A 26,275-nucleotide genomic window follows, 5' to 3' on the forward strand; every position below is an offset into this window, starting at 1 on the left:
GAGCATTAGGCAGACCACTCAATTAGCTTAAGTTTCTAGTATAACTGTGAGTATGATGTCATTGACCAAAGAGGCATGCGTGGTCATTTACAGGTCTATTTGCAACTTGTAGAATCACCCTAAAATCTGAAATAGGTCTCTAACGAAGATCTTAATTTAAAAAGAAAATTAATTTATTTTAGAAAAATTAATAAGTAAAAATGCAAGATCATTTTGCACCATTTGGGAGTGGGGAAAGTGAAATCAAATATCAATAAATTGTTCAGGTTTATTTTATGTCTATCCATTTCGATTTCAGTATCAATAGCTTTTATGTTTGTTATGCTGATCCCAGGGCTTGTTGGCTCTTATTTTAATTCAGAGTCACTTGAGCTTTTTCTAGGACTTCTGGTTGGTTTGGCTTTTTTTTGTTACCTAGCTCTCAATTTATATTGGATATTTAATGAAGAAGTCAGAGGCATGTTTCTGGTACATATCTCCAAAATCATATTTGCGTTATTGGTTGTTATAGGCACTATATTTACCGCAGGTATTGGATTACTTTTTACTTTTCCTGCGCTTGTATTCATTGGTTATCTTTTATATTGGCACTCCCAAAAATATAAGGAATATCAAGATAAAATTAAGAAAAATGAAGAAGATCAGGAAAAAATCAGAAAATATAATGAATATGAAAAACAAATTGAAGAATACGAAAGATATCAAGCGAGGCTTAAAGAAAAACTGGACCGATAGCAGGATAAAAGATGAGAAGGTCTCAAATCCTGTATTGATTGAGGTGATTACTGTAGCGATCGCAAAATTATAATTTAAGACAGTTCAAGAGAAGAAAATAATGGAGCTTTCATTTCTTTCAATAGTTGGTTGTTTATTGATAGTTGGTGGGTTATTACTTCCAATTTACACAGCAAATTTATTTCCTTTATCAAAAAAATCAAATGAGCAGTATCAAGAGATGATGAGGAAAGGTGACCGTGGATGGATTATTGATTTTAAGATCAGTCAATGGATAAGAAAAAACTGGATTTACATTCCAATTTTAGGTGTATTCCTCTTTTTTATTGGGTTGTTATTTTAAGTGAGGAAGTAGATTTTTAGCCTAATAGATTGATAAATAATTGTGAAGGTGTTTGGCTTTTTCTAAACGTTTATTTCGTTGAATAGAGCGCTATAGAATAAAAAAACCACCCAACTTTTCCGTTGGATGGTTTGGATCACATCAAGTTACTTTAAGCTGTTGCTTGTTGTTCTGCTTGAATTGCAGTGAGTGCAATCGTAAACACAATATCATCGACCAAAGCCCCGCGAGACAAGTCATTTACAGGTTTATTCAAACCTTGCAACATTGGTCCGACACTTACGACATTAGCAGAGCGTTGCACGGCTTTATAAGTGGTATTACCTGTGTTTAGGTCTGGGAAAATAAACACATTGGCACGACCTGCAACTTTAGAATCAGGTGCTTTCGAGCGTCCGACACTTTCAACCGATGCTGCATCGTACTGAAGCGGCCCATCAATCAACAGATCAGGACGGCGTTCTTTCGCTATACGTGTTGCCTCAGCGACTTTTTCAACTTCAGCTCCAGCACCAGAGGTACCCGTAGAGTATGAAATCATTGCAATACGTGGGTCTAAACCGAAGGCCTTTGCCGAGTCAGCCGATTGAATCGCAATTTCAGCGAGCTCTTCGGCATTTGGGTCTGGGTTAATCGCACAGTCGCCATAAACATAGACTTCATCGGGTAATAGCATAAAGAACACGGAAGAGACCAGTGAGTACTCAGGCGCTGTTTTAATCAGTTGGAAGGCTGGGCGTACAGTATTGGCTGTGGTGTGTACTGCGCCTGAAACCAAACCGTCGACTTGATCGAGTGCCAACATCATGGTGCCTAGAACGACAGTGTCTTGCAGCTGTTCACGCGCTTGCAGCTCGTTCAGTTTCCCTTTACGCAGTTCCACCATTTTTTCGACATAGTTTTCACGAATTAAATCTGGATCGATAATTTCTAAGTCATGTGGAAGCTCAATACCACGTGCTTTTGCCACTTCTACTACAGCTTCAGGTTTCGCCAATAAAATACAGTGTGCAATGCCACGAGATTGGCAAATAGCCGCCGCTTGAACTGTGCGTGGCTCATCGCCTTCAGGGAGGACAATGCGCTTCTTCGCAGCAATCGACTTTTGGACCAATTCATGGCGAAAAGCCGAAGGTGAGAGACGAGGTTGGTACGAGCCATTCAACATTGCCGTTAACCATTCTTCATTGATATGGCTCGACACAAAACGAGTGACTTGCTCAGCGCGTTCCGTATCATCGACAGGAATTTCATTGCTGAGATTGGCTAAGCTCTGTGCCGTGTCGAACGTGCTGAGCGCTGTATGTAAAATTGGTAAGCCTTGCTTAATCGCTGTTTGGCAGAACGCAAGCACTTGCTCGTTTGGCGTATGGTGTTCAGTCAGTACCAAACCTGCCAATGGAATACCGTTACTGCTGGCTAAGCTGGATGCCAAAAGCACATCGATACGATCTGATGCACTAATGATTAGCTCGCCTGCGACAAATTTATGCAGTTCATGTTCAATGTTCGATGCAATCAAACTGCTATGTAACACACGACGTTGGTTAGCATCGCCTTGATTGATCCATTCCGCCTGAATGTGTGAAGCCAAGTCCGACATACGCGGTACGCTGAGCGTGTTACTAAACGGAACCAAGCCAATCACAGGGAGTTTATCTGAACCGAGTTTTGGATGGGTCTTTTGGAGCTCAATAATAAATTTATTGGTATCGCTGATTAAACGCAGACTTGGGTCAAACGTCACTGGAATGTGTGCTGAGTCATCGGGCAAGCCTTTGGTGCGCATCAATAACACGCCCGCAGTTCGCTCTGAGCTGGCACCGCCAAAGTAGCGTAGCTGGCTATCGACTTTTTCAGCCGTCGCACTTGGTTTATTAATGTCTGCATTGCTGACAATAATAACTTTGGCATCGAGTGCTTGCGCAAGTTGTGCATTTAGCTCAGAGGCAAAAGAATCTCGGCTATTCGGGACTAAGCCTTCAACAATAATCAGGTCATGCTTACGCGCAATAGCGCGGTGCAAACGAACCGCATCCTCAAGCAACTCATCATTTTCACCTGCACTGAGTTGTTGCAAAATGGTGTGATAGCTAATTGGTTCAACGGTTTCATTTTTTGAAACATGGTGATAGAGCGCTGTGGTACGGTCTGCACCTGTGGTCAGTTCTTGAGAAAAAGGTTTTAAAAATCCAGCCTTAACCCCTTGGCATTCCAGCGCATAAACCAAACCCAGACAAGCGGATGTTAAGCCGACGCCTTCCCCAGTGGGCACAAGTAAAATCGTTTTCATATATTTATTCGTCATACAAGAATTTAAAACAGACTTGAGTGAATGTAACGACCGCTTAAGCGATCACTACATTGTCTTCAGACTTTTTTGCAGCAGTTTGAATCACCTCATCGGCCACGGATGCAGTTTCTTTGGCAATACGGCCTTCTTCATCGGTCGGCACAACCCAAATTTGTGGGCCTGTACCTGCATCAATACGACCTTCGGTACCACGTTTTAAACTGTCATTGGCTTCTTTATTCAAGTTAAAACCAAAGTGCGGTAGGAAAGCGACTGTTTTTTCACGAATATATGCCGAGTTCTCACCAATACCACCCGTGAAGAATAAGCCATCAAGACGTGGTAGACCACAGCTTAGTGCGGCCAATGATTTTGCGAGGCGATAGCAGAACACTTCAATGGCTAAAGTTGCATCTTCATTGCCTTGTTCTGAGGCTTCAATCAAAGTACGCATGTCATTCGAAAGATCAGACAACCCGAGTAAGCCCGATTGGCTATTCAACATTTTATCAATTTTATAAATGTCCCAGCCTAGGTTATTGGCAAGGAAACTATGTAAGCTTGGATCGACATCACCACTGCGTGTGCCCATTACGACACCTTCTAGTGGAGTTAAACCCATTGATGTATCTACACTTTGTCCATTCCAAATCGCACAAGTAGAGCTACCATTACCCAAGTGTGCGGTTAACCAACCTCCTTGTTTGAAGCTACCTGCCAGTTCTGAACCGCGTTCAGACACATAAGCATGGCTCGTACCGTGGAAGCCATAGCGACGTACATTATGCTCAGTGTATAAAAATTTTGGCACAGCATAGCGATAAGCATGTGCAGGCATAGTCTGGTGGAATGCTGTATCAAATACAGCCACTTGTGGTAGCTCTGGGAATAAACGCATCGTGGCGTCAATCCCAACCAAGTGCGCAGGGTTGTGTAATGGTGCAAGTGGTGTTGCTGCACGAATGCGTTCGACAATTTCTTCAGTTAAAAGCTCAGCTTTGGTCAATGTACCGCCGTGTACTACACGGTGACCAATGGCTTGAGGGTTATAATGTGAAAGGCGTTCTAAGATGGTTTCCAATGCTTTTTCATGATCGGCATGTGGAATAGACAATTCAAGGGGTTGACCACCCGCTGTAATGCCTTTGATACGAGCGTCAGCAGAACCTAAGTTCTCAGCTAAACCGAAAATACGATCTTCACGACGTTCAGAAACGAGCGCATATTTAATTGATGAAGATCCGCAGTTAATTACTAATACTGATGTAGACACGTTTTAATACCTGATTCTAATTGAATTATCCGTCCTAGAACTGATCTTCATGCAGTACGTTCTTATGCAATCTTGATCATTTTTTATGTTGTATCATGTGTATATTTTTAGTCCAAGATAGACTTTAGGTGATTAGACTTAAGCACTATCGACCATCTGATGAATAATAATTAAAATTTATCGGTTCATGATTTTCATTTATTCATGAAATGATGATGAATTATTCATCAACTTCAACGCTATAAAAATAACACGCTATCTGCTGAAAGCAGCTGAATATATTGTGGCGTTCCTGTTTATTTTTGATATGTCATTTTAGATCCACACACAATCACATACGCAATCAACGTGACCATCAAAAAAGCATGATTTCCTCTAGATTTTAAGGATTCGCATTGAAATGGTAATGATTGAGTTGGCAAACGCCTTTATGTGAAAAAAGGGATATCAAGTCAAAACAACAACCGATAGTGGATCAGAAAAATACGCGTGCATCTTATGATGATCATGCTTTTGTTTTGAGTGCTTGCAGAGGGGGTTCGGATATAAAAAATGTTCAGCCCTTTGGAAAGAGCTGAACATAGATATGCTAAATGTGTCTATTAATTATTGGCGAATTTGACCATCACCAAACACAATCCATTTTTGTGAAGTCAGGCCTTCTAAACCGACTGGACCACGAGCATGGATTTTATCCGTTGAGATGCCAATTTCTGCACCTAAGCCATATTCAAAACCATCGGCAAAACGGGTCGAGGCATTGATCATGACAGAACTCGAATCAACAGCAGCCAAGAACTCGCGAGCTAGAGAGTAGTTTTCTGTAATGATTGAATCGGTATGGTGTGAGCCGTATTTATTGATATGCTCAATCGCTTCTTCCATACCAGACACCACTTTCACTGCTAAAATTGGACCGAGGTATTCCGTGTACCAATCTTCTTCTGTCGCCGTTTTGACTGCTGTACCTAAAATGCGCTGAGTTTCAGCACAGCCGCGCAACTCCACTTGCTTTTCAGTGTAGAGCTCAGCGACACGCGGTAAAAACTCATCTGCGACTTTTTCATCGACCAGCAAAGTTTCCATTGCATTACATACGCCGTAACGATGAGTTTTTGCATTGAGCGCAATCGGTAGGGCTTTTTGTAGGTCAGCTTGTGCTTCAACATAAATGTGACAGTTCCCATCCAAGTGTTTAATCACAGGGACACGGGCTTCATTGCTGATACGTTCAATCAGGCCTTTGCCTCCACGTGGAACAATTACATCGACAAATTCGGTGAGTGTAATCAGTTGCCCCACGGCTGCGCGGTCTGCGGTGTTAATGACTTGAACCGCATGTTCAGGTAAACCCGCCAGTTTTAAACCGCGTTGGATGGCTTCAGCAATGGCTTTATTGGATTCGAGCGCTTCAGAACCACCACGTAAAATAATGGCATTACCCGATTTAAGTGCTAAAGATGCAGCTTCTAAGGTCACATTTGGGCGAGACTCATAAATCATGCCAACCACGCCTAAAGGAACGCGCATCTTACCGAGCTGGATTCCTGACGGACGATAGGCCATATCGGTGATTTCACCGACAGGATCTTTGAGGCTAATTACATCTTTTAAGCCTTGCAACATGCCTTTAAAGCGTGCGGGAGACAGTTCTAAGCGATCAAGTAAAGCACTGTCTAAGTTGTTGCTGTGCGCTTTGTTCATATCTGCTTGGTTCGCCGCTAAAATAGTGGGCTCACTGTTGACTAAAGCAGTATAAATAGCTGACAACGCATTGTTTTTAGTTTCGGTAGAGGCACGCGCCAAAATACGAGAAGCTTGACGTGCTTGCTGTCCTACCGTTTGCATATATTGTTCAATCGACTCTTGCATAGCGGTTTGATCACTTAGAAATTTCACAGAAGATAGTAACAGCCTAACACTCGACCGCATAGTCTCTACATAAAAAATCCAGCGTATAGGCAGACTTATACATATTTTGAAATTGTTTTTTATCTAAAACATGATGAGCGGTTACACAATCTGTTGCGTGTAAAACAGTGCTCTGTATAGAATGAATTTTAGGACATGAAGTCCTTGCATAATTATTACAACACTGAGCACCCTGTTGTCGTTGACAGGCGTGATCGTGCATTTCTTGCAAAACAAAAAGTACAGGCAAGAGTAGAGGGAAGGAACATGAATTCTATGATTCAAAGGGATGCCGAGCTAGATGACGCGAATTTACGCGTAGGTTTTTTTGATGTTTACCATCGTAACAGCTTTAAAGAACCTGCACGAACCACATGGATTGAGGGCTGGAAAGTCGAATACATGGCGATTGCTCGGCCAGAGTCATTCCATCGCACGCCTATCGTGATTATTGGTGGGGCATTTCAAAACTTTAATTCCTACAAATACTGCGTTGAGCAACTGCTCGATGCTGGTCCGATTGTCCTGATTGATCTGCCTTCAATGGGTGCCAATCAACAAATTCGTAATATCGATACGGGCTTGTCTGCAGGAACATTGGAACTGAGTGATCTTGCAAAAATGCTCGGTGTTTGGTTAGACATTGAAGGATTAGACAAAGTTTCAGTGATGGGCATGTCACTGGGCTCAGTGGTGGCGTCTTGTCTGGCCGATCAACGACCAGAACTGATTGACCGTATGATTTTAATGGGCGTGATGCAAAAGACCCGTAAAAGTTGGCGGATGTTGCTGGAAGAGTCGTTACATTTAATGCGTGAACAACGCATGGATGAATTTGGTCAGGCCGTGATTTTGTATTTGGTCAATCATGCCAAAATGGATAAAACCAGAATGTCACCCACAGCCAAGCGTTTGTTCTTCAGACAGATGGCGGAGTTTACCGCAACAGAACAAGAGCGCTATGAAATCAACTGTAATCGTTTGCTTCGCCTCACCGATGTGCCGATTCCACAGTGCAGAGTCTTGGTGGCCTGTGGCCAATATGACAGTTTTACCTTGCCACATGAAAATGCCAACTTTGCGTTGCAATGTCCTGACATGGAATATGCGCAAATTGCCAATGCAGACCATGTGCCACAGCTACAACGCCGTAAAGAAACCATGCACTTGTTTGCGACGTTTCTGAAGGACGAGTCCATTCAACACTTAGACGGGATTATCCCCTTTAGTCGAGCACAAATGTTGGAAATGGAGCGTCGTGGTGAAGAGCGAGTTCAGATTCAACAGCCCGAAACTTTCTTAAGCTATCGACATTCAGACTTGGTGATTGCGACAGAAGTGGTGGACTTGAACTACTTTGGGGTGCTTTTACGCTTTGAGTCAGACTTAGCTGCTGTGGCGGCTAAATATCCGCGTGATTTGGCTTTGCACTTGAGCGATGAAGAAGGCGAGTTTCAGATTGAATGTTTAATTTTTGCCGAAGATGGGCCTTATATTCGTGCCTTATTTAAACATGGCAGTTTTGAACTCGCGGAGCGACTGCTCCTCTTTGTGGGGCATCAGAAACAAGAACAGACGTTGCTCGAAGCCGTAAGTTAAGTGAAATTCAAAAATAAAAAAACAGCATTTCATCGCTGTTTTTTTATGGGGACTAAGTTTATTGCTCGGGTTGATTGGGCTTTTGCCATTGGCTATGTATCAACCAGACCAAGTCACCTAAGTGATCCTGCTGATCTAAGTTTGAAGTATCGGCCTGAGTACTATTGAAAGCTAAAGTGGGTTGGTGAACGGTAATAGTATGAAAGCCCGCTTGTTTGAAAAACTGAGTGGCTTCAGGCGGACTGACAAAGTGAAAGCCAAAGGCGCTACGAGACATCCATTTTAAAAGCTTGCTACTGCTCCAGATAAAGTTAGCCAGCTTATTTTTCACAGGTTCAGGGTAGAGGTCAGTCAGATAATATAACTGATCAAACTGCTGTCCGTATTGGATAATGCCTTGTAGCAGTTGAGCGAGCATGTCTTTGCTAAAGTAGTTGATCAAACCTTCACTCACCACCACCAAAGGGCGGTTTGGGTCAAACACCTCAAAGGCACGGGCAAAATCCGCGCTAAATAAGTCGGCGGAGAGAACCGCTGGGCTGGTCTGATCGATCTGTTTTAAGGCCTGAGTTTTCATTTTTGCCATGTCAGGTAAGTCGAGTTCACGATAGTCAATCTCAGGATACTGTTGGCGAAAGCTCCAGCCGCGTGGGGACAGGCCACTGGCAATTTCTAAAACTTGTAAGTTTGGATGCTGCTGGATTAGTGTGCTGAGGTGATTATCAATCATTTGATGACGCTGTTTTAAGGTCGTGCGCATACTGCCACCGACATATTTCTCAGCCCAGCTTTCGAGTGGATGCACCAGTTTGGCCAGTAACTTCCCTTTGCGGGTGGTAAACACAGGATGTGAGATGCCCATGCTATACCAAATATAGCCTGTATAGTGTGCAGTAAAAGAGATGTGGCGATGAGCCGATAAAGTATCTGTCATGGTATCCGTACCTGATATTTTGTTGTTTTAGCGTTGTTGTTTGGGCAATACAGAGCAAGCCTGTTGATTTATTTTGAGTTTATCATAATGAAAAAAGGACATTTTGTGATGTCCCTTTGTCCGAAATGTCGCGGTTGAAATGGTCAAAGATGAAGTGCTTAACTTAATCTAAATAGTTCCACTTGGTCGCGTACTTTGGCCCAATCTTCACCTAAATACAGCTTCGACTGAACGCTGATATTTGGAATCTGACCACGCATGCGTTCTAAGCGAGCTTGGTTTGGCAGCGCCAGTTGGCTGATCCCCTCCAAGGCTCCACATGCGGCTGCTCGGTCATTACATACCAGTCCCATGTCACAGCCTGCATGGAGTGCGGCTTGAATGCGTGCATCTGCACCGCCTGCAACACATGCGGCTTGCATGCTTAAATCATCTGAGAATAAGACCCCATCAAAGCCCAGTTGTTGACGTAGAACGGTTTGAATCCAATACGGTGAAAAACCTGCTGGGTTTGGATCGACTTGGTTATAAATTACATGGGCAGGCATGAGTGCATCCAACTGTGGCATCAGTTTGATAAAGGTCTGCATATCTTTGGCATAAATTTCATCATATGTGCGTGAGTCGATGGCTGCTGCGACATGCGAGTCTGCTTTGACTGAACCATGGCCGGGGAAATGTTTGCCTGTCGATGCCATGCCTGCGGCTTTCATCCCTTTTAGGAACGCACTGGCCAGCGGTACGATGTCTTGAATATTTTTGGCAAAGCCACGGTCACCAATCACATCACTGATGTCATTTAAATCGAGTACAGGGGCAAAGCTAAAGTCGATACCGACTGCAAGCACTTCTGTCGCCATCAACCAGCCAGATTGTTCTGCCAAGCTTAAGGCTTTTTCAGGTTCGCTTAAGAATAGCTCGCCAAACTTACCCATGGCTGGAAGTAGGCTAAAGCCCTGTTTTAAGCGTTGCACACGTCCACCTTCTTGATCGACAGCAATCAAAATATCAGGACGAATTCGGCGCATGTGGTCGGTTAGGGCGCGAACTTGTGCAGGAGACTCAATATTTCGTCCAAATAAAATCATGCCACCGACTTGCGGTGCTTGTAATAGTGCAATATCTTCTTGAGTAAGTTCTGTGCCTGCGATGTCGAGCATCAATGCGCCAATCATATTGGGTGTCCGTATTTGATTTTTTGGTCAGTGACTGTTTTGGCTCTGAAAGGTGAGCGAAACAGGTCGTCGAAAACAATACCCGAATTTTGCAATGATTTGCTACATTTTGTCAGCACAGATTATGATAAAACTACACGACATAAACAGATTAAGTTGTTTAAGATTTTGAATATTCTCAATTCATGTCGAAAAATGACATTGTAATTTTGGTCAAAAACCAAGGAACTAAGAATTATTTATGAAACTTCAAACCATTGCTTGTGCGGTTGCAATTGCAACGGGTGGATTCTTTTTCACCCATGCCATTAATGAAGCCATTGCAGCGACTGAAACTACCGCTGTAACCAAACAAGCTATTGTTCCGTCGCAGGAGCAGGCTTTGGTGTCTCGTCAACTGGCGACCTTGGTTGATCGTCAACATTATCTCAATCAACGTTTAGATGCGAAAACATCGGCGCGTATTCTCGATTTCTATCTGGATAGTTTAGATCCAGACCATTCGCTGTTTCTTGCCTCTGAAGTAGAGAGTTATAAGCGTAAATATGGCTCCAACTTAGGTGCGGCTTTAAAAGCAGGTGACTTAAGTGGGCCGTATGCGATTCATGCACAGTATCGTGATCGTTTGACCCAGTTTTATACCTATATGTTGGATGAGCTGAAAAAGCCGCAGAATTTAAAACAAGCCAATGTTTATATCGAAACGGATCGTGAAAAGGCACCGTATTTTGCCAATGAAGCGGCGCAGCGTCAGCATTGGAACAAAATGTTGGTTTCGCAGCTGATTAATTTGACTATCAGTAAAGAAGAAGAGTTGGCGAAGCAAAAAGCGCTTAAAGCCAATCCAGAATTGGCCAATGGACAAGATCTCACTAGCTCGGAAGATTTAACCCCAGTACAAACCTTAACCAAGCGTTATATGCGCCAGTTAGAACGTATTTCACGGGTGAAAAGTGATGATGTGTTAGACAAAACACTCAATGCAATGACGCTTACCTATGATCCGCACAGTAACTATTTCCCACCTGTCGATGCAATGGAATTGAACCGTCAGACGACTTTGCAGCTTGAAGGGATTGGGGTGTCGATTCGACCTGAACGGGGCAATGAAGACTACACCAAAATCGAAACCATTGTGGAAGGTGGTCCTGCGAGCAAGTCTGGACAGGTGAAGTCGGGTGACCGCATCATTGGTGTGGCGCAAGATGGCGAAAAAATGGTGGATGTGATCGGTTGGCCGAGCAATGAAATTGTGGGCTTAATCCGTGGTAAACGTGGTACCAAAGTTACCATACGGTTACTCGGTTCAGGTGCGCCGATGAGCCAAGCACGTAATGTGACCATTACCCGTGACGTCATTCAAGAAGAAGATGCTGGGGTACGTTCACGTACCGTGAATGTAGCGCGTGATGGACAACAATACACCTTTGGTGTGATTGAAATTCCGTCTTTCTATTTGAACTATCGTGCACGTCGTGCGGGCACAGAATATCGCTCTGTATCTGAAGATACCAACAATGCGCTGAAAACTTTAGCGGCCAAGAATGTCTCAGGGATTATTATCGACTTACGTAATAACCCAGGGGGTTCGCTTGAAGAAGTGGCTCGCATGCTTGGACAGGTGATTAAGTCAGGTCCTGTGGTGCAAATTCGAGATGGTAATGGCAATGTGAGCGTTTTCGAAGACGATGACAATGGTGCGCAAACCTATGCGGGTCCATTGGCAGTGATGGTGAATTTAGCATCTGCATCTGCAAGCGAAATTTATTCTGCTGCGATTCAAGACTATGAACGTGGCATTGTGATTGGTAGCACCACCACAGGTAAAGGAACCGCACAAGTTCAGCTCGACAACTTGGCGCATGGTCAAGCGACACTAACGCAACGTAAGTTTTACCGTGTAACGGGTGGCAGTACGCAGAACAAAGGCGTGATTCCAGACGTGAAGCTGGTAGATATTTACAATGAAGAGTTTGGTGAGCGTAAAGCGAAAAATGCGCTTGAGTGGGACACCATTCCAACTGCACCGTTTAAACGTGAAGGCAGTATTGCACCGTATGTGAAACGTTTAGGTGAGTTGTCGCAAGCACGCGTTAAAGTCGACCCGCAGTTTAACTATCTTGAACAGCGTAAAGAAATCTCGAAAAAGACCGAAGATCAAAAACGTGTGGTTTTAGATATTGATCAACGTAAAGCTGAATTGTTGGCACTGGAAAAACAGACTTTAGACTCGGAAAACAAGCGCCGTCAGATTGCAGGGCAAAAGCCTTATGCAAACTGGGAAAGCTATCAAGCTTCTATGGAAGCTTTGGTTGAAGCACGCGCTAAAATGAAAGCGAATCAACGTCCTGCATTGCCTGAAGAGGAAGCATTTGTGACTGAATCTGCAAATGTCTTGTTGGATTATGTCAAGTTGCAAAAAGGCACTGCAAAATAGTTTAATCTCTGACGCAATGTATTAAAAAGCCAGTTTCGACTGGCTTTTTATTTAAATTGTGATTCAAAACACAAATGTGGGATTGGCAGGCTGCCAAAGCAATCTGCTAGGTAAAATAAATCTATAAATTCTAATGATATCTCTGTGATTTTTTCTTGACCTGAACCTGTTTGTATAAGATTCTTAATCGGGTAGTAATGCTTTTCGCCTTTGATAAAAAGGATATAAATGAAGAAAAAGAGAAATTAATACGGACATTTTATATGATGCATGTGCATTACGATTTTAGTTTGGTATTAGGTTCAATTGTTGTGGCATTGTTGGCGTGTTTTTTTGCAGTGTCGACCGAACGCTTATTATTTCGTACTTGGCGTAAAAAATTTCAAACAGTGCTCATTTTACTCAGTAGTTTTTTCTTAGGCTGTGCCATTTGGGCCATGCATTTTGTGGGTATGTTGGCTTGTGATTTGCCGACGCATAGTTATTTTGACCCTGCACTGACAATTCTTTCTTTTTTTATTGCTTTTATTGCATCTGTTTTTTCAATTTGGTTGACCACGCGTCAGACCTTACCTTTTTTAAGATTGGTTTTGGGGTCGGTATTGATGGGGCTTGGTATTTCGGGCATGCATTATACTGGCATGATGGGGCTGATTATTGAGGGCTATCTGAGTGTTTACGATCCTTTATTAACAGTTTTTTCTATTTTACTTGCCATTAGTGGCTCGGGTTTAACCTTTTGGCTGATCTTTAAATATAAAAGTGCAGTCAGTAAGAAACTGTTGTACCAATGGTATGTTGCAGGGATGATGGCCTTGACCATCGTGAGTATGCATTATACCGGTATGCTAGCAGTCTCGTTCTATCCAACCCATAGTGACAAGCTGGTGATGCCCCTTGAAGCAGGTCAAAGCATTGTTTTATTTGTTGTTATCTTTATTACCTCTTTGATTTTGGTGGCGGCATTTGTTGTTGCTGTACTGGAACAACGTTTAGAAGAGCGTAATATTCAACTTTCTCTGGCCAATAAAGAGTTGGCAAATCAGGCGGTACAGGACAATTTAACCAAGCTCCCCAATCGATTGTATTTGGCAGAATACGCCCATTTCTTGTTTACAGATCACCGCCTCCGAAATGAAAGTATCGCCTTTTTGTATATCGATTTAGATCGCTTTAAAGCTGTGAATGATGTCTTTGGGCACCATGTTGGGGATCAATTATTGGTTCAACTGACCACTCGGATTCATCGTAACTTAAGTAAAAATGAAAAAATTCTCAGAATTGGTGGGGACGAGTTTCTAATGGTGCTGGAGCAGGCGACTGCTGAGCAAGCGTGCCAAATGGCCGAGCAAGTACTGGAGTTGATTCAAGATAGCTTTTTGATTGCGGGTAAAGAAATCAATGTGTCGGCCAGTATTGGTATTGCGATGTATCCTGAGCATGGTAGTAATTTGCAAGATTTATTGATTAATGCCGATGCAGCGATGCTGACCTCAAAATATCAGGGACGAAATACCTATTCTATTTTTAATTACAGTTTTGACCAACAAGAAGCGAAAAGCCAAACTAAGCTGATCAATGACTTGTATAAAGCCGTAGAAGAACAACAGTTTGTTTTGTATTATCAGCCTAAATTTACCATCCAAGATCAACGGATTTGTGGGGTCGAGGCATTGATTCGCTGGAAACATCCGACTTTAGGTTTGTTGACCCCCAATATGTTTATTAAAGGTGCGGAGAAAACAGGGTTGATCATCCAAATGGGCTATTGGGCTTTGGAGCAAGCCTGTAAACAACTGCAAATCTGGGAGCGAGAGAAAATTGAACTCTATCCAATTGCCGTGAATTTATCGGCGGTGCAGTTTGAGCATAAGCATTTATTTAATAATCTTGAGCATCTTTTTGATAAATATAAAGTCAATCCAAATCATTTAATTATTGAAATCACTGAAAGTACCGCCATGCACCATATCGAAGCCAGCATTCGTACCTTACAGCGTTTACGTGAAATGGGGATTCGTTTGGCGATTGATGACTTTGGGACAGGACATTCCAGCTTTTTATATTTAAAGAACCTACCTGTAGATGAGTTGAAGATTGATCGCGGTTTTATTCATGAGCTGACTGTTGGCTCAAAAGATGAAATGATCTTAGAAAGTATTGTTCATTTAGCGATTCGCTTAGGTTTAGTCGTGACGGCAGAAGGTGTAGAAAGTCCTTTGCAAATGGAAATCTTGTCGCGTTTAGGCTGTCAGCAGTTACAAGGCTATTTGTTGGGTATGCCTATGGATGTTAAGCGCTTAGAAGAGTTTGAGTACACATCGTCAACTTATTTCAATTAAGCCACTCATTGAAACGCTTTGGCGTGAGGCGCTTTCTCGCTTCGCTTGATAAAAGACAATAGAAGCTCAAGCGGTATTCGGATACAATTAGCCCAATTTAGAATTTCTTTTATAGGACTTTATGATCGTATTGATCATAAGGGCTATGATCAATTGCAGATTTAATTTATGTTTAAAAATGAATTAGCCGCGCAAGTTGCGCAGCGTCGCACCTTTGCGATTATTTCCCACCCCGATGCGGGTAAAACCACCATGACCGAAAAACTATTGTTATGGGGACAAGCGATTCAGGTTGCGGGGATGGTAAAAAGCCGTAAATCTGACCGTGCTGCGACATCGGACTGGATGGAAATGGAAAAAGAGCGTGGAATCTCGATTACCACCTCTGTAATGCAGTTTCCATTTAAAGACAAAATGATCAACCTACTGGACACCCCAGGACACGAAGACTTCTCAGAAGATACGTATCGTACCTTAACGGCGGTCGATTCAGCTTTGATGGTGATCGATGGTGCAAAAGGGGTCGAAGACCGTACCATCAAATTGATGGAAGTGTGTCGTATGCGTGACACCCCAATTATTTCATTCGTCAACAAAATGGACCGTGAAATCCGTGAGCCTTTAGAGCTGTTGGATGAAATTGAAAGTGTTCTCAAAATCAAATGTGTGCCGATCACTTGGCCGCTCGGTACAGGTCGTGACTTCGCTGGTGTATTTAACCTGATCGAAGAGAAGTTTTATGTTTATAAAGCTGGTTTTGGTTCAACCATTACCGAAATTGAAGTTCGTGATGGTTATGACTATCCAGACTTACGTGAAAAAGTCGGTGAGCTGGCTTGGGCGGCATTTGAAGAGTCTCTAGAGTTGGTGCAAATGGCCAATGAGCCTTTAGACCGCACAGAGTTCCTTGCGGGTCGTCAAACGCCTGTATTGTTTGGTACAGCGCTGGGTAACTTTGGTGTAGACCATGTGTTAGATGCATTTAGCAACTATGCACCTGAACCTAAAGCGCACCCAACAGAAAATCGTTTGGTTGAAGCAACTGAAGAGGGTTTTACTGGCTTTGTCTTTAAAATTCAAGCCAATATGGACCCGAAACACCGTGACCGTATTGCCTTTATGCGTATTTGTTCAGGCAAATATGAAAAAGGTTTGAAAATGAAGCATGTGCGTCTAGATAAAGATGTGCGTATTAGTGATGCTTTGACTTTCTTAGCTGGTGATCGTCAGCATTTAGAAGAAGCATGGCCGGGGGACATTATTGGTTTACATAACCACGGTACGATTCAAATTGGCGATACTTTTACCTCAGGTGAAAAATTGCAATTTACAGGTATTCCGCACTTCGCCCCTGAAATGTTCCGCCGTGTACGTTTGAAAGATCCATTGAAGTCGAAGCAGTTACAAAAAGGCTTAAAAGAACTTTCAGAAGAAGGTGCAACACAGGTCTTTATGCCGCAAAATAGCAATGACTTGATTGTTGGTGCGGTAGGTGTGCTTCAGTTTGAAGTGGTGGCATACCGTTTGAAAGAAGAATACAAAGTCGACTGCGTCTACGAGCCTGTGAGCATTAACACTGTGCGCTGGGTGTCATGTGATGATGACAAAAAATTCAATGAATTTAAGAAAAAAGCACATGACCAACTATCGGTAGATGGCGGTGGTCACTTGACCTACTTGGCACCGAGTCGTGTGAACTTACAATTGATGCAAGAGCGTTATCCAGACATCGTGTTCCGCAATACCCGCGAACACTAATCGGGATGTTAAAAAATAAAACAGCTTCTTCGTGAAGCTGTTTTATTATGCAAGATACTTTATTTTAATCATGAATTTCATGGAAGACGCATGTTGCAGAAACAGGCTATTTATACAATATTGGTGAGTTTGACTGTCTTATTGACGGCATGTGACTCCTCTAAACAATCTGAAACAGACACAGATGCCAAAAGCTCGGTATTTAAAACAGAGCAGGCTGAAGTGTTACCGTATTTGAATATTCAGCAACAAGCGGCTGATATTGCACAGCCATTTTGTGAAACCAAGAACTGTATTGAATTAGATCTGCAAAGCTTAACAACGGCAGATCCGTGGTTAAACCAATGGATTGCCAAAAGTCAGGCTCGCGTAATTCAAGATCAAATTGGCTTAAAACAAGACATGAGCTTACAGCAAGCCATTAATGCCTATGTGAAAAAGTCGGATACATGGCAAGCCGAATTCAAGGGTAATAAGGCTTATAGCTTGGCAATGTATACGCGTATACCGTATCAGCGCAATCAGTTTGTGCTCATGCAAATTGGGGTTGATACCAATCAAGAGAATGTAAATGTTAAGGAACGTTATTATTTCTTTGTTGCAGATCGTAAAAATCAAAAAGCGGTGGCATTATTAGATTTAATTCACCCGAAACAGCAACTGGCGATGAATGTGTTGGTGCAAAAAGCGTATCAAGACTGGTTGAAGAAACAAGAACCTGAAGTGAGAAAATCTGCACCAGTGAAGTTGTACTGGGGGCAAGCAGATTGGTTTTTTGACCAAGAGGGCATTGGTTTACATTATCGGACTCATGAGATTGTAAAAGATGGGACCCAGCTTGATATTTATTTGACGAAAGCACAAACTCAACAGGTATTAAAAGCCGATGTCTATACCCAGTTGTTTTAGTGCATTGGCCAAAGCAAGAGCTGGCTTCACAAGGTAATAGGTTATTTATGTTAAAAAGCAAAACAATATTTACAATCAGCGTACTTGCAGCTGCCATCAGTTTGACAGCCTGCCAACCAAAAGATAAAGAGCCTCAAACTCCTGCAACGCAAACCACAGCGGCTTCAGAGGCAGAAACAGCCTTAAAGCTGGTCGGTGACACAGAAAAATTACAATTCGAATTACCTGAGTGTGATGGCAATGCTTGCCCTGAATTAAACATTGATCGTTTGCAAAGTAATCAAGCATTTATTGATGATTTTATTGATCAACAAATTGTGAAAGATCTCTCGCAGATTATTGATATTTCGCCGATGCATAGCAGTTCTGATACCACGGCATCAAGTGCGGTGGCGGCAAGTTCTGAACCTGCAGTAGTGGGCCAAGTCATCACCCCTAAACTGAAACTAGAGAAACAAGTTCAACCTTATTTGGCTGCTTTTCTGGGTTTAGACCAAGAGTTGAAAGCTTTAAGTTCGAACCATCAAATTAGTTTGATGATTAAGCCTAAAATTCTAAATGCCAAAGACCCTTTGGCTACGGTGGTGTTGAACACCAGCAGCTACTTAGGCGGTGCACATGGTTCATCGTCACAACATTATTACAATTTTGACTTGAAGCAGCAAAAGCTGGTGAGTTTGGATGATCTATTGTTGCCGAATCAGAAGGCGGCGTTAAATAGAGTAGCGCATGAAGCCTTTCGTGCTTGGGTTGTGGACTCTAAGTTAGCGACCAATGTCGATGAATATGAGCAAGCGTGGAAGTTTAGCTTGAGTAACAATTATTACTTGGGCACTGAAGGTCTGATTTTGCAATATGGCGAGTATGAAATTGGCCCTTATGTGGTGGGTTTACCGCGCTTAACTCTTGGCTATGATCAACTCCAGAAAATTTTAAAGCCTGAATACTTACCCAAAGCCAAACAGAGCGCACAGGCTGCTTCAGAAGCCAAGAGCTAATCAAGTATGAGTTTGCCTCTGTTCGACACCCATACTCATTTTGATGTTGCCGATTTTGATACTGATCGGCAGCATTTGGCTGAGCAAGCAAAACGTGTTGGGGTAGAGGCACTGGTCCTTATTGGTTTTCTTGAATCACGATTTGATGCGCTGATTCAGACCCATCAGCAACTCAAAAGCTGGGAGAATGTTCCATGCTCTTATCTTGCCCCAGGTTTACATCCGTTTTATATCGAACAGCATCAGACTGAACACTTACAGCGTTTAGAGCAGGTTTTGCAGCAGCAGGACTGTGTGGCTGTGGGTGAAATTGGTTTAGACACCTTTTTAAAAGAGCATAAACAGCCTGCACTTTTCGCCAAGCAGCAATCTTATTTTTCTGAACAACTGGAACTTGCTCAGCAATATCAAAAGCCAGTGTTATTACATATTCGCAAAGCACATGCAGAAAGCATTGCCATTTTAAAAGCCCAAAAATTCAAATTTGGTGGTATCGCTCATGCCTTTAGTGGTGGGGTGGAAGAAGCCAAGGCCTTGGTCAAACTCGGTTTTAAAATTGGGGTGACAGGGCAAATCACTAATCCAAACGCCAAAAAATTGCATCAAGTGGTGCAAGCACTTGGTAGTGAACATTTGGTGATTGAAACGGACTGTCCTGATATGACGCCGTTGTGTTGTCAAACATCGACTGAGCACCGTACCCGCAATACGCCAGTGAATTTACCTTATGTTTTGGAGAGTCTCGCACAGACACTGGATCAGTCTGAGCGCTCGCTAGCAGCTCAACTCTGGCAAAACTCATTGGCTGCATTGTATTTAAAATTTTAGAAGAATAAGACAATAATCTCGATAAAAATAAGATAACCAAAAGGGAACACATTCTTTTCTAAACAGGCTTACATTAAAGAAAGAACATCATAATAAATAAATTCGCCAATACTGGGAGGGCAACCGAATGGCCAGATATAGCAAAATCAATAGTTTCAATGCATTACAAACACTCACGGTGGGTGAAAAATCCTATCAAATTTTTAACCTCCCTCAAGCCGTCCAAACATTGGGTAATATTGATCAATTACCCAAGTCTTTAAAGGTCTTACTCGAAAATTTACTCCGTTTTGAAGATCAAAAAAGTGTAAAAGTAGAGCATATTCAAGCCCTAGTCGATTGGCAAAAAAACAGAAGCTCTGATCAAGAAATTCAATATCGGCCTGCACGTGTACTGATGCAGGATTTCACTGGGGTTCCCGCCGTGGTTGACTTGGCAGCCATGCGTGCTGCAATGGCACAAGCGGGTGGCGATCCGAATTTGATTAATCCTTTGTCCCCTGTCGATTTGGTGATTGATCATTCCGTGATGGTCGATCATTTTGCGGATAAAGATGCCTTTGCTGAAAATGTCGAAATTGAAATGCAACGCAATGGTGAGCGTTATCAATTCCTACGCTGGGGACAATCGGCCTTTAATAATTTCAGTGTTGTCCCGCCCGGTACAGGAATTTGCCACCAAGTCAATTTAGAGTATCTGGCCCAAGCGGTGTGGCTGGGGGAGGATGAGGGACAAACTTTTGCGTTCCCTGATACCTTGGTGGGAACAGATTCACATACCACCATGATCAATGGCTTAGGCGTGCTCGGTTGGGGTGTTGGCGGGATTGAAGCTGAAGCGGCGATGCTTGGGCAGCCTGTATCTATGTTGATTCCTGAAGTCATCGGTTTCAAACTCACAGGAAAACTCAATGAAGGCATTACCGCAACGGATTTGGTTTTAACCATCACACAAATGCTACGCCAAAAAGGCGTGGTTGGTAAATTTGTTGAATTCTATGGCGATGGTTTGGCCGACTTGCCTTTGGCTGACCGCGCGACTATTGCCAATATGGCCCCTGAATATGGTGCAACCTGTGGTTTCTTCCCGATTGATGACGTGACCTTGGCCTATCTAGCGTTGACAGGTCGTGAGCAACAACGGATTGATTTGGTTGAAGCGTATAGCAAAGCGCAAGGCTTATGGCGAAATGCAGGTGATGAACCCGTTTTTACCGATACTTTGAGCTTGGACATGAGCACCGTGCAGGCCAGTTTGGCAGGCCCTAAACGTCCGCAAGATCGTGTTTTGCTGTCAGATGTACCTAAAACTTTTCATGATTTGATGGAACTAAATCTCAAGCCAGCCAAAGAAGCCAAAGAGCGTTTAGAAAATGAAGGTGGTGGCACGGCTGTTGAAGCTAAAAAAGCCAATCTACCGCATGAGGAGCCATCTTGCACCATTGATGGAAAATCTTACCCCTTGAATCATGGTGATGTGGTCATTTCAGCCATCACCTCATGCACCAATACGTCCAATCCCAGCGTGATGTTAGCCGCGGGACTCCTCGCTAAAAAAGCCATTGAAAAAGGCCTACAGCGTAAACCGTGGGTGAAAAGTTCGCTTGCGCCTGGTTCTAAAGTGGTGACTGATTATTTGGTTGCGGCAGGTTTAACACCGTATTTGGATGAGTTGGGTTATAACCTTGTCGGCTATGGCTGTACAACGTGTATCGGTAACTCTGGACCGCTGCCTGAACCGATTGAAGAAGCGATTCAGTGCCATGATCTTAATGTTGCTTCAGTGCTTTCAGGCAACCGTAACTTTGAAGGGCGTGTGCATCCTCTGGTGAAAACCAACTGGTTGGCTTCGCCGCCTTTGGTGGTGGCTTATGGTTTGACGGGCAATATCCGTACAGACCTGACCACGCAACCGATTGGTCTAGGCAAAGATGGGCAAGCGGTTTACTTGAAAGATATTTGGCCGAGTCAGGCTGAAATTGATCATGCGCTACAGAGCGTAAATACCGCGATGTTCCATAAAGAGTATGCCGCAGTATTTGATGGTGATGCAGCATGGCAGGCGATTCAGATTCCTCAAAGTCAGACCTATGCTTGGCAAGAGAATTCAACCTATATTCGCCATCCGCCATTTTTTGAAGAGATTGGTCAGCCACCGAAACCGATTACCAATATTGAACAGGCACGTATTTTGGCTGTGCTTGGAGACTCGGTCACCACCGATCATATTTCCCCAGCGGGTAATATCAAGAAGGACAGCCCCGCTGGACGCTATTTGCAACAACAAGGGGTTGAACCCAAAGACTTCAACTCTTATGGGTCTCGACGTGGGAACCATGAAGTGATGATGCGAGGCACTTTTGCCAATATCCGTATTAAGAATGAAATGCTCGGTGGAGAAGAAGGTGGAAACACGATCTATATTCCAACCGGAGAAAACTTGCCCATTTATGATGCTTCTATGCTTTATCAGCAGCAACATACGCCATTAATTATTATTGCTGGGAAAGAGTATGGTACAGGCTCATCGCGCGACTGGGCTGCCAAAGGTACGAACTTATTGGGCGTTAAAGCGGTGATTGCCGAAAGTTTTGAACGAATTCACCGTTCGAATTTGGTTGGTATGGGAGTATTGCCATTGCAATTTGTCGATGGACAAACGCGCCAATCCTTAAATTTGACAGGTCGTGAAATACTTTCGATTCATAGACTGTCGGATGATATTCAGCCGCATCAAACTTTGGATATTCAGGTACTTCGAGAAGATGGCAGCCAAGACCAATTTACAGTGTTGTGCCGTATTGATACCTTGAATGAGGTGGAATACTTTAAAGCTGGCGGCATTTTGCATTATGTACTGCGTAATTTAATTGCAGCCTAATCTCAATGAAATAAAGCCCTGTCAGTAGCAGGGCTTTATTGTTTGTAGCGATACATTCAATCCAAGGTCGTATTCAGGTAAAATGAACACGATTTTACCGATATAGATGTACGCATGACTGATCTGCAACATGATGAATATGACCGCCGTTTTGCGGGTGTAGCCAAAATTTATGGAGACGAGGCCTTTTCATATTATGAAAAAAGTCATGTGATGGTGATCGGAATTGGTGGGGTAGGTTCGTGGGCAGTCGAGGCTTTAGCGCGTACAGGCGTTGGCGAATTAACACTGGTTGATATGGACTCGATTGCGGCTTCGAATATTAACCGCCAATTGCCTGCTATGAGTTCGACCTTAGGTCATGAAAAAATTGAAGTGATGGCCGAGCGTTGCCGATCCATCAATCCACGGATCAAAATCAATTTGATCGATGACTATTTGACCCCAGAAAACGTCAAAGAAATTTTAGAACATCGACCAGACTTAATTTTAGATTGTATTGATGACGTCAAAGCTAAATTAGCACTGATGTTGCACTGTCGTTTTAATAAGATCCCATTGATTGTTTCAGGGGGAGCGGGTGGTAAGCTCGACCCATTGAAAATCCGAGTGGCTGATTTGTCTAAAACCGAACAAGATCCCATGTTGGCAAAGCTTCGAACCCAGTTGCGTGGAATGGGGATTTGTAAAAAACCAAAAGAAAAGTTTGGCATTAGCTGTGTCTATTCGATTGATAATCCATTTTCCAGTGCAGATGTGTGTCCAAGTGCAGGCCTACGCTGTGGTGGCTATGGTTCTGCGGTGGTGGTGACTTCAAGCTTTGCGATGGTGGCAGTGGCGGAAGTGCTGAAAAAATTAGATGGAATGAAAGCGAAACAATAAGACTGTTTTAGGTTTAATTGGACTGTATCCATCGATATATTGATACAGTCCATAGACCACAAAAAAGATTGAAACCAATAGAAAAAAGAGAAAAGAAAAATGAGCTTTTTAAAAAAATTATGGGGTTCTCAAAAACAAAAAATGCCTGCGAATGAAAATGCATATACTGCATTTTGGCAATGGTTTCAGCAGCATCAACAGCATTTTCATCACATTGTGGATCAAGGCAGTAAAACTGAAATCGAGCGAGATTTCTTTGATCGACTGACGCCTGAATTGGAAAAAGTTCATAGCGGCATCTTTTTTCTGACAGGCATGTTAACCCCACAAACAGCTGAATTAATTCTTACCCCCGATGGCATCATTCCAAATATTGTTTTTGTGGAAGAGCTGATTGCGGCTGCACCTGAGATTGCAGGGTGGAAGTTCACTGCGCTTAAACCTGAAAGCGATATTCATCAAGTCGGGATTAATATGCATGGTTATGAGTTTAGTCAGGAGACTTTATCTTTTTATTTTAACCAGCAAGCCGAATATCCCGATGAGATTGATCTGGTCGTGGTACATGATGAATATAATGCAGCTGAAAACGATGCGTTTTTACAGGCTGTGTATATTTTCCTCGACAACTATTTGGGCGAGTACGATGCGGTTACCAAATTGGACAATGTTTCTGTGCAGTCTAAGCAAGATGCCGAAAAAGAATTGCTACCGATTCACTTGCTCAAAAACATTTTAATTTTAAAAAGTAGTGAAATTTCAAGATTAGACAAAATTACCCGTTCAAATACGGATGCCGATGAATTTGTCAGTTTGGAAGGTGAAACCAATGAAGGTCTACCGTTGCTGGCGACTTTAAATCGTACACTTTTAACATGGGATCAAAAAGCCTCACATCCGTGGATGATGCTGATAGAAATCTCCTATGATGGTCAGCATTCAAATGGTATGCCTGCGTCTACAGATTATGAACTACTGGATTTGATAGAAGATGCATTATTACAAGAGCTTAAGGATGTGGATGGCTATTTAAATATAGGTCGTGAAACGGGTAATCACTTAAGAACTATATATTTTGCGTGTAAAGAGTTTAGAAAACCATCCAAGGTCATTGATCAAGTGATTGAAAAATATAAAGGCAACTTTGAAATAGAGGTCAGTTTGTTTAAAGACAAATACTGGCGTGCTCTGAGTAAATTTACCGGTTAAGCTCTTATATAAAAGAAGAGTTCGCCTGAAGCACTTTTAAAATATAAAGGGATAAAGCAGCTCCATGACTCATCTTTCAGGGCATTCCAAACTTGATGTTAAAATAGTGGCTTTAGGGATCATTTTGAGTTGTGGTGTTGTATATGCTATTTACTCAACCGTTCGTCATTTTTATGTTTTAAATCAGGTCAATGAAGCCAAAGAAATGATGAGTGATATACAGTCATTATTGGTTTGGTCAATGCATCAGCATCATGATGATGTCACGCAGGCTTGTCATTTTAAAAATATACAACAGATTGCTCAATCCGTAGAATTTCAAAATATGAATCGTATTTTAAAATTACAGGATCAAATTCATCAGCAAAGTCAATTTGTTGAACAGATTAAAGTAAATGCCACCCCTGATTTACATGGTTGTATAACTACGGCTTACTTTAGAAAAGAACCCTTTGTCAGCGAGCTTATTGCAGGAAAGTATATTTCCTATCATTATGATTTTAAGACTGAAACAATAAAATGTGTCACCAATATACACAAGCGTGCTTTAGTGAAAGTTTGTACTCGGCTATAACGGTGAAACATAAAAAAGCGAAGCAGATGCTTCGCTTTTTTCGTTTAGATCAACGTTCTAAATTACTGAGCTAGAGTGTGTTCTTTTAAATAATCTTCGGTGCGTTGCATTGCGTCTTTAATGTTAAGAATTGCATTTTCAACATCGGCAAAAGTCTTGGCATTACCACCACTTAAAGCCTGACGCCACTTGCGAGCGCCCGGAAGGTTTTGGAATAGCCCAAGAATATGGCGCGTGATAATCGACAAAGGCGCACCTTCTTGCATACGCTTTGCAATATAAGGCAGCATTTGGTCGATAATTTCAAAACGATCAGGTAGATCCAAATTCCATAATTGACCAATCTCAGCCAAAAGATAGGGATTATGATAGGCCTCACGACCAATCATCACACCATCAACATGTTTGAGATGTTCCTGTGTTTCAGCAAAGGTTTTGATCCCGCCATTAATTTCAATCAATAGATTTGGACGTTCTTGCTTTAAACGATAGACATCTTCATAACGTAGTGGGGGAATGTCACGGTTTTCTTTCGGAGAAAGCCCCTGAAGCAAGGCAATACGTGCGTGTACGATAAAATTATCGCAGCCCGTTTTCGCGACTGTATCGACAAAATGTAGCATTTCTTCATAAGAATGCATGTCATCAATCCCGATACGGTGCTTTACCGTGACTGGAATCTCCACGGCATTTTGCATTTCAGCAATACATTCAGCGACAAGGTCAGGTTCTGCCATGAGACAGGCCCCGATTTTATTATTTTGTACACGGTCGCTTGGACAACCGACATTTAAATTGACTTCATCATAACCCCAGTCTTGTGCCATTTTGGTACAAGTGGCTAAGTCTTTAGGATTTGAGCCACCGAGTTGTAGCACAATCGGGTGTTCTTCATTGTTATAGTCGAGATGACGATTTGCACCGCCAAACAGAATCGCGCCAGTGGTCACCATTTCGGTATAAAGGATGACATTCGGGTTAAATAAGCGGGCAAAGAAACGATAATCTTTGGTCGTCCAATCCATCATCGGGGCTACGCTGATTCTCGGAGATTGAGTGTTTTCAATGTTTTTGTTAATAGTCATTAAAAATCATACCTTTAATCTATATTCTGCAACCTGCGAGAATTTGTTTGAACCTGTGTTTAGGTGGGTGAATCCGTTTGCATTTACACCAAATTTTACACCATAATAG

At 42.6% G+C, this 26,275-nt stretch carries 19 protein-coding genes; 13 read left to right on the forward strand and 6 right to left on the reverse strand.

The window, feature by feature from the left end; genetic code table 11:
• Positions 1-237: 237 nt before the first annotated feature.
• Both ACF8FD_RS02575 and ACF8FD_RS02580 read left to right on the forward strand, forming a co-directional pair.
• The gene (locus ACF8FD_RS02575; RefSeq protein ID WP_171455640.1) at positions 238-735 is read left to right on the forward strand and encodes a hypothetical protein; all 498 of its coding nucleotides are present in this window, start codon (positions 238-240) and stop codon (positions 733-735) included.
• Between the two features lie 100 nt (positions 736-835).
• On the forward strand, positions 836-1,078 hold the full coding sequence (locus ACF8FD_RS02580) for a hypothetical protein (protein WP_228199318.1): 243 nt from the start codon (positions 836-838) through the stop codon (positions 1,076-1,078).
• A gap of 151 nt (positions 1,079-1,229) precedes the next feature.
• Here the strand turns inward: ACF8FD_RS02580 and pta are convergent, their stop codons facing one another.
• The 3 genes from pta to ACF8FD_RS02595 form a co-directional block, all read right to left on the reverse strand.
• The gene (gene pta / locus ACF8FD_RS02585; RefSeq protein WP_125273924.1) at positions 1,230-3,371 is read right to left on the reverse strand and encodes a phosphate acetyltransferase; all 2,142 of its coding nucleotides are present in this window, start codon (positions 3,369-3,371) and stop codon (positions 1,230-1,232) included.
• Positions 3,372-3,426: 55 nt separating this feature from the next.
• Positions 3,427-4,644 carry an acetate/propionate family kinase gene (locus tag ACF8FD_RS02590; protein WP_004692411.1) on the reverse strand — a complete coding sequence of 406 codons (1,218 nt, stop codon included), beginning with the start codon at positions 4,642-4,644 and terminating at the stop codon, positions 3,427-3,429.
• A gap of 606 nt (positions 4,645-5,250) precedes the next feature.
• Positions 5,251-6,516, reverse strand: a complete 1,266-nt coding sequence (locus tag ACF8FD_RS02595) for a glutamate-5-semialdehyde dehydrogenase (protein WP_125273954.1) — start codon at positions 6,514-6,516, stop codon at positions 5,251-5,253.
• 306 nt (positions 6,517-6,822) lie between these two features.
• Here ACF8FD_RS02595 and ACF8FD_RS02600 point away from each other — a divergent pair, with 306 nt between their 5' ends.
• A complete protein-coding gene (locus tag ACF8FD_RS02600; protein ID WP_125273923.1) occupies positions 6,823-8,154 on the forward strand; it encodes an alpha/beta fold hydrolase in 1,332 nt (443 codons plus the stop codon).
• Positions 8,155-8,212: 58 nt separating this feature from the next.
• On the opposite strand, the gene ACF8FD_RS02605 is transcribed toward ACF8FD_RS02600, so the two are convergent.
• Together ACF8FD_RS02605 and nagZ are read right to left on the reverse strand one after the other, a co-directional pair.
• Positions 8,213-9,088: a class I SAM-dependent methyltransferase gene (locus tag ACF8FD_RS02605; RefSeq protein ID WP_125273922.1), complete on the reverse strand. Its 876-nt coding sequence runs from the start codon at positions 9,086-9,088 to the stop codon at positions 8,213-8,215.
• A gap of 158 nt (positions 9,089-9,246) precedes the next feature.
• Positions 9,247-10,263 carry a beta-N-acetylhexosaminidase gene (gene nagZ / locus ACF8FD_RS02610; protein WP_392453089.1) on the reverse strand — a complete coding sequence of 339 codons (1,017 nt, stop codon included), beginning with the start codon at positions 10,261-10,263 and terminating at the stop codon, positions 9,247-9,249.
• A 241-nt stretch (positions 10,264-10,504) separates the two neighbouring features.
• On the opposite strand from nagZ, the gene ACF8FD_RS02615 reads away from it, so the two are divergent.
• From ACF8FD_RS02615 to ACF8FD_RS02660, 10 genes are all read left to right on the forward strand, one after another.
• Entirely contained in the window at positions 10,505-12,700 is a 2,196-nt protein-coding gene (locus tag ACF8FD_RS02615; protein WP_333655138.1) for a carboxy terminal-processing peptidase, read from the forward strand.
• A gap of 263 nt (positions 12,701-12,963) precedes the next feature.
• Positions 12,964-15,042, forward strand: coding sequence for an EAL domain-containing protein (locus tag ACF8FD_RS02620; protein WP_333655139.1), 2,079 nt, complete (start codon positions 12,964-12,966; stop codon positions 15,040-15,042).
• Positions 15,043-15,210: 168 nt separating this feature from the next.
• Positions 15,211-16,800, forward strand: a complete 1,590-nt coding sequence (locus tag ACF8FD_RS02625) for a peptide chain release factor 3 (protein WP_125273919.1) — start codon at positions 15,211-15,213, stop codon at positions 16,798-16,800.
• Between the two features lie 90 nt (positions 16,801-16,890).
• Positions 16,891-17,709 carry a hypothetical protein gene (locus ACF8FD_RS02630; RefSeq protein ID WP_392453090.1) on the forward strand — a complete coding sequence of 273 codons (819 nt, stop codon included), beginning with the start codon at positions 16,891-16,893 and terminating at the stop codon, positions 17,707-17,709.
• 47 nt (positions 17,710-17,756) lie between these two features.
• The gene (locus tag ACF8FD_RS02635; RefSeq protein ID WP_262470983.1) at positions 17,757-18,707 is read left to right on the forward strand and encodes an RsiV family protein; all 951 of its coding nucleotides are present in this window, start codon (positions 17,757-17,759) and stop codon (positions 18,705-18,707) included.
• Between the two features lie 12 nt (positions 18,708-18,719).
• Complete coding sequence (locus tag ACF8FD_RS02640; RefSeq protein ID WP_392453102.1) at positions 18,720-19,535, forward strand: TatD family hydrolase; 816 nt, start codon at positions 18,720-18,722, stop codon at positions 19,533-19,535.
• A 127-nt stretch (positions 19,536-19,662) separates the two neighbouring features.
• Entirely contained in the window at positions 19,663-22,416 is a 2,754-nt protein-coding gene (gene acnA / locus ACF8FD_RS02645; protein ID WP_392453092.1) for an aconitate hydratase AcnA, read from the forward strand.
• Between the two features lie 114 nt (positions 22,417-22,530).
• Positions 22,531-23,298, forward strand: a complete 768-nt coding sequence (locus ACF8FD_RS02650; protein WP_010325913.1) for a ThiF family adenylyltransferase — start codon at positions 22,531-22,533, stop codon at positions 23,296-23,298.
• A 99-nt stretch (positions 23,299-23,397) separates the two neighbouring features.
• The gene (locus ACF8FD_RS02655) at positions 23,398-24,507 is read left to right on the forward strand and encodes a DUF695 domain-containing protein (protein WP_392453094.1); all 1,110 of its coding nucleotides are present in this window, start codon (positions 23,398-23,400) and stop codon (positions 24,505-24,507) included.
• A gap of 64 nt (positions 24,508-24,571) precedes the next feature.
• On the forward strand, positions 24,572-25,081 hold the full coding sequence (locus ACF8FD_RS02660; RefSeq protein ID WP_392453095.1) for a hypothetical protein: 510 nt from the start codon (positions 24,572-24,574) through the stop codon (positions 25,079-25,081).
• A 62-nt stretch (positions 25,082-25,143) separates the two neighbouring features.
• Here ACF8FD_RS02660 and dusA read toward each other — a convergent pair whose 3' ends face one another.
• Positions 25,144-26,166: a tRNA dihydrouridine(20/20a) synthase DusA gene (dusA, locus tag ACF8FD_RS02665; RefSeq protein ID WP_058952347.1), complete on the reverse strand. Its 1,023-nt coding sequence runs from the start codon at positions 26,164-26,166 to the stop codon at positions 25,144-25,146.
• Positions 26,167-26,275 lie beyond the last annotated feature (109 nt).

This window comes from Acinetobacter sp. TYF_19 (assembly GCF_043105125.1).
GTDB classification, from domain to species: Bacteria; Pseudomonadota; Gammaproteobacteria; order Pseudomonadales; family Moraxellaceae; genus Acinetobacter; species Acinetobacter johnsonii.

Coding starts and splice junctions, on each gene's coding strand:
- ACF8FD_RS02630 (WP_392453090.1), top strand. CDS start 16,891: ATGTTGCAGAAACAGGCTATTTATACAATATTGGTGAGTTTGACTGTC.
- ACF8FD_RS02615 (WP_333655138.1), top strand. CDS start 10,505: ATGAAACTTCAAACCATTGCTTGTGCGGTTGCAATTGCAACGGGTGGA.
- dusA (WP_058952347.1), bottom strand. CDS start 26,166: ATGACTATTAACAAAAACATTGAAAACACTCAATCTCCGAGAATCAGC.
- ACF8FD_RS02600 (WP_125273923.1), top strand. CDS start 6,823: ATGAATTCTATGATTCAAAGGGATGCCGAGCTAGATGACGCGAATTTA.
- ACF8FD_RS02655 (WP_392453094.1), top strand. CDS start 23,398: ATGAGCTTTTTAAAAAAATTATGGGGTTCTCAAAAACAAAAAATGCCT.
- pta (WP_125273924.1), bottom strand. CDS start 3,371: ATGAAAACGATTTTACTTGTGCCCACTGGGGAAGGCGTCGGCTTAACA.
- ACF8FD_RS02635 (WP_262470983.1), top strand. CDS start 17,757: ATGTTAAAAAGCAAAACAATATTTACAATCAGCGTACTTGCAGCTGCC.
- ACF8FD_RS02580 (WP_228199318.1), top strand. CDS start 836: ATGGAGCTTTCATTTCTTTCAATAGTTGGTTGTTTATTGATAGTTGGT.
- ACF8FD_RS02595 (WP_125273954.1), bottom strand. CDS start 6,516: ATGCAAGAGTCGATTGAACAATATATGCAAACGGTAGGACAGCAAGCA.
- nagZ (WP_392453089.1), bottom strand. CDS start 10,263: ATGATTGGCGCATTGATGCTCGACATCGCAGGCACAGAACTTACTCAA.
- ACF8FD_RS02625 (WP_125273919.1), top strand. CDS start 15,211: ATGTTTAAAAATGAATTAGCCGCGCAAGTTGCGCAGCGTCGCACCTTT.
- ACF8FD_RS02660 (WP_392453095.1), top strand. CDS start 24,572: ATGACTCATCTTTCAGGGCATTCCAAACTTGATGTTAAAATAGTGGCT.
- acnA (WP_392453092.1), top strand. CDS start 19,663: ATGGCCAGATATAGCAAAATCAATAGTTTCAATGCATTACAAACACTC.
- ACF8FD_RS02620 (WP_333655139.1), top strand. CDS start 12,964: ATGATGCATGTGCATTACGATTTTAGTTTGGTATTAGGTTCAATTGTT.
- ACF8FD_RS02605 (WP_125273922.1), bottom strand. CDS start 9,088: ATGACAGATACTTTATCGGCTCATCGCCACATCTCTTTTACTGCACAC.
- ACF8FD_RS02650 (WP_010325913.1), top strand. CDS start 22,531: ATGACTGATCTGCAACATGATGAATATGACCGCCGTTTTGCGGGTGTA.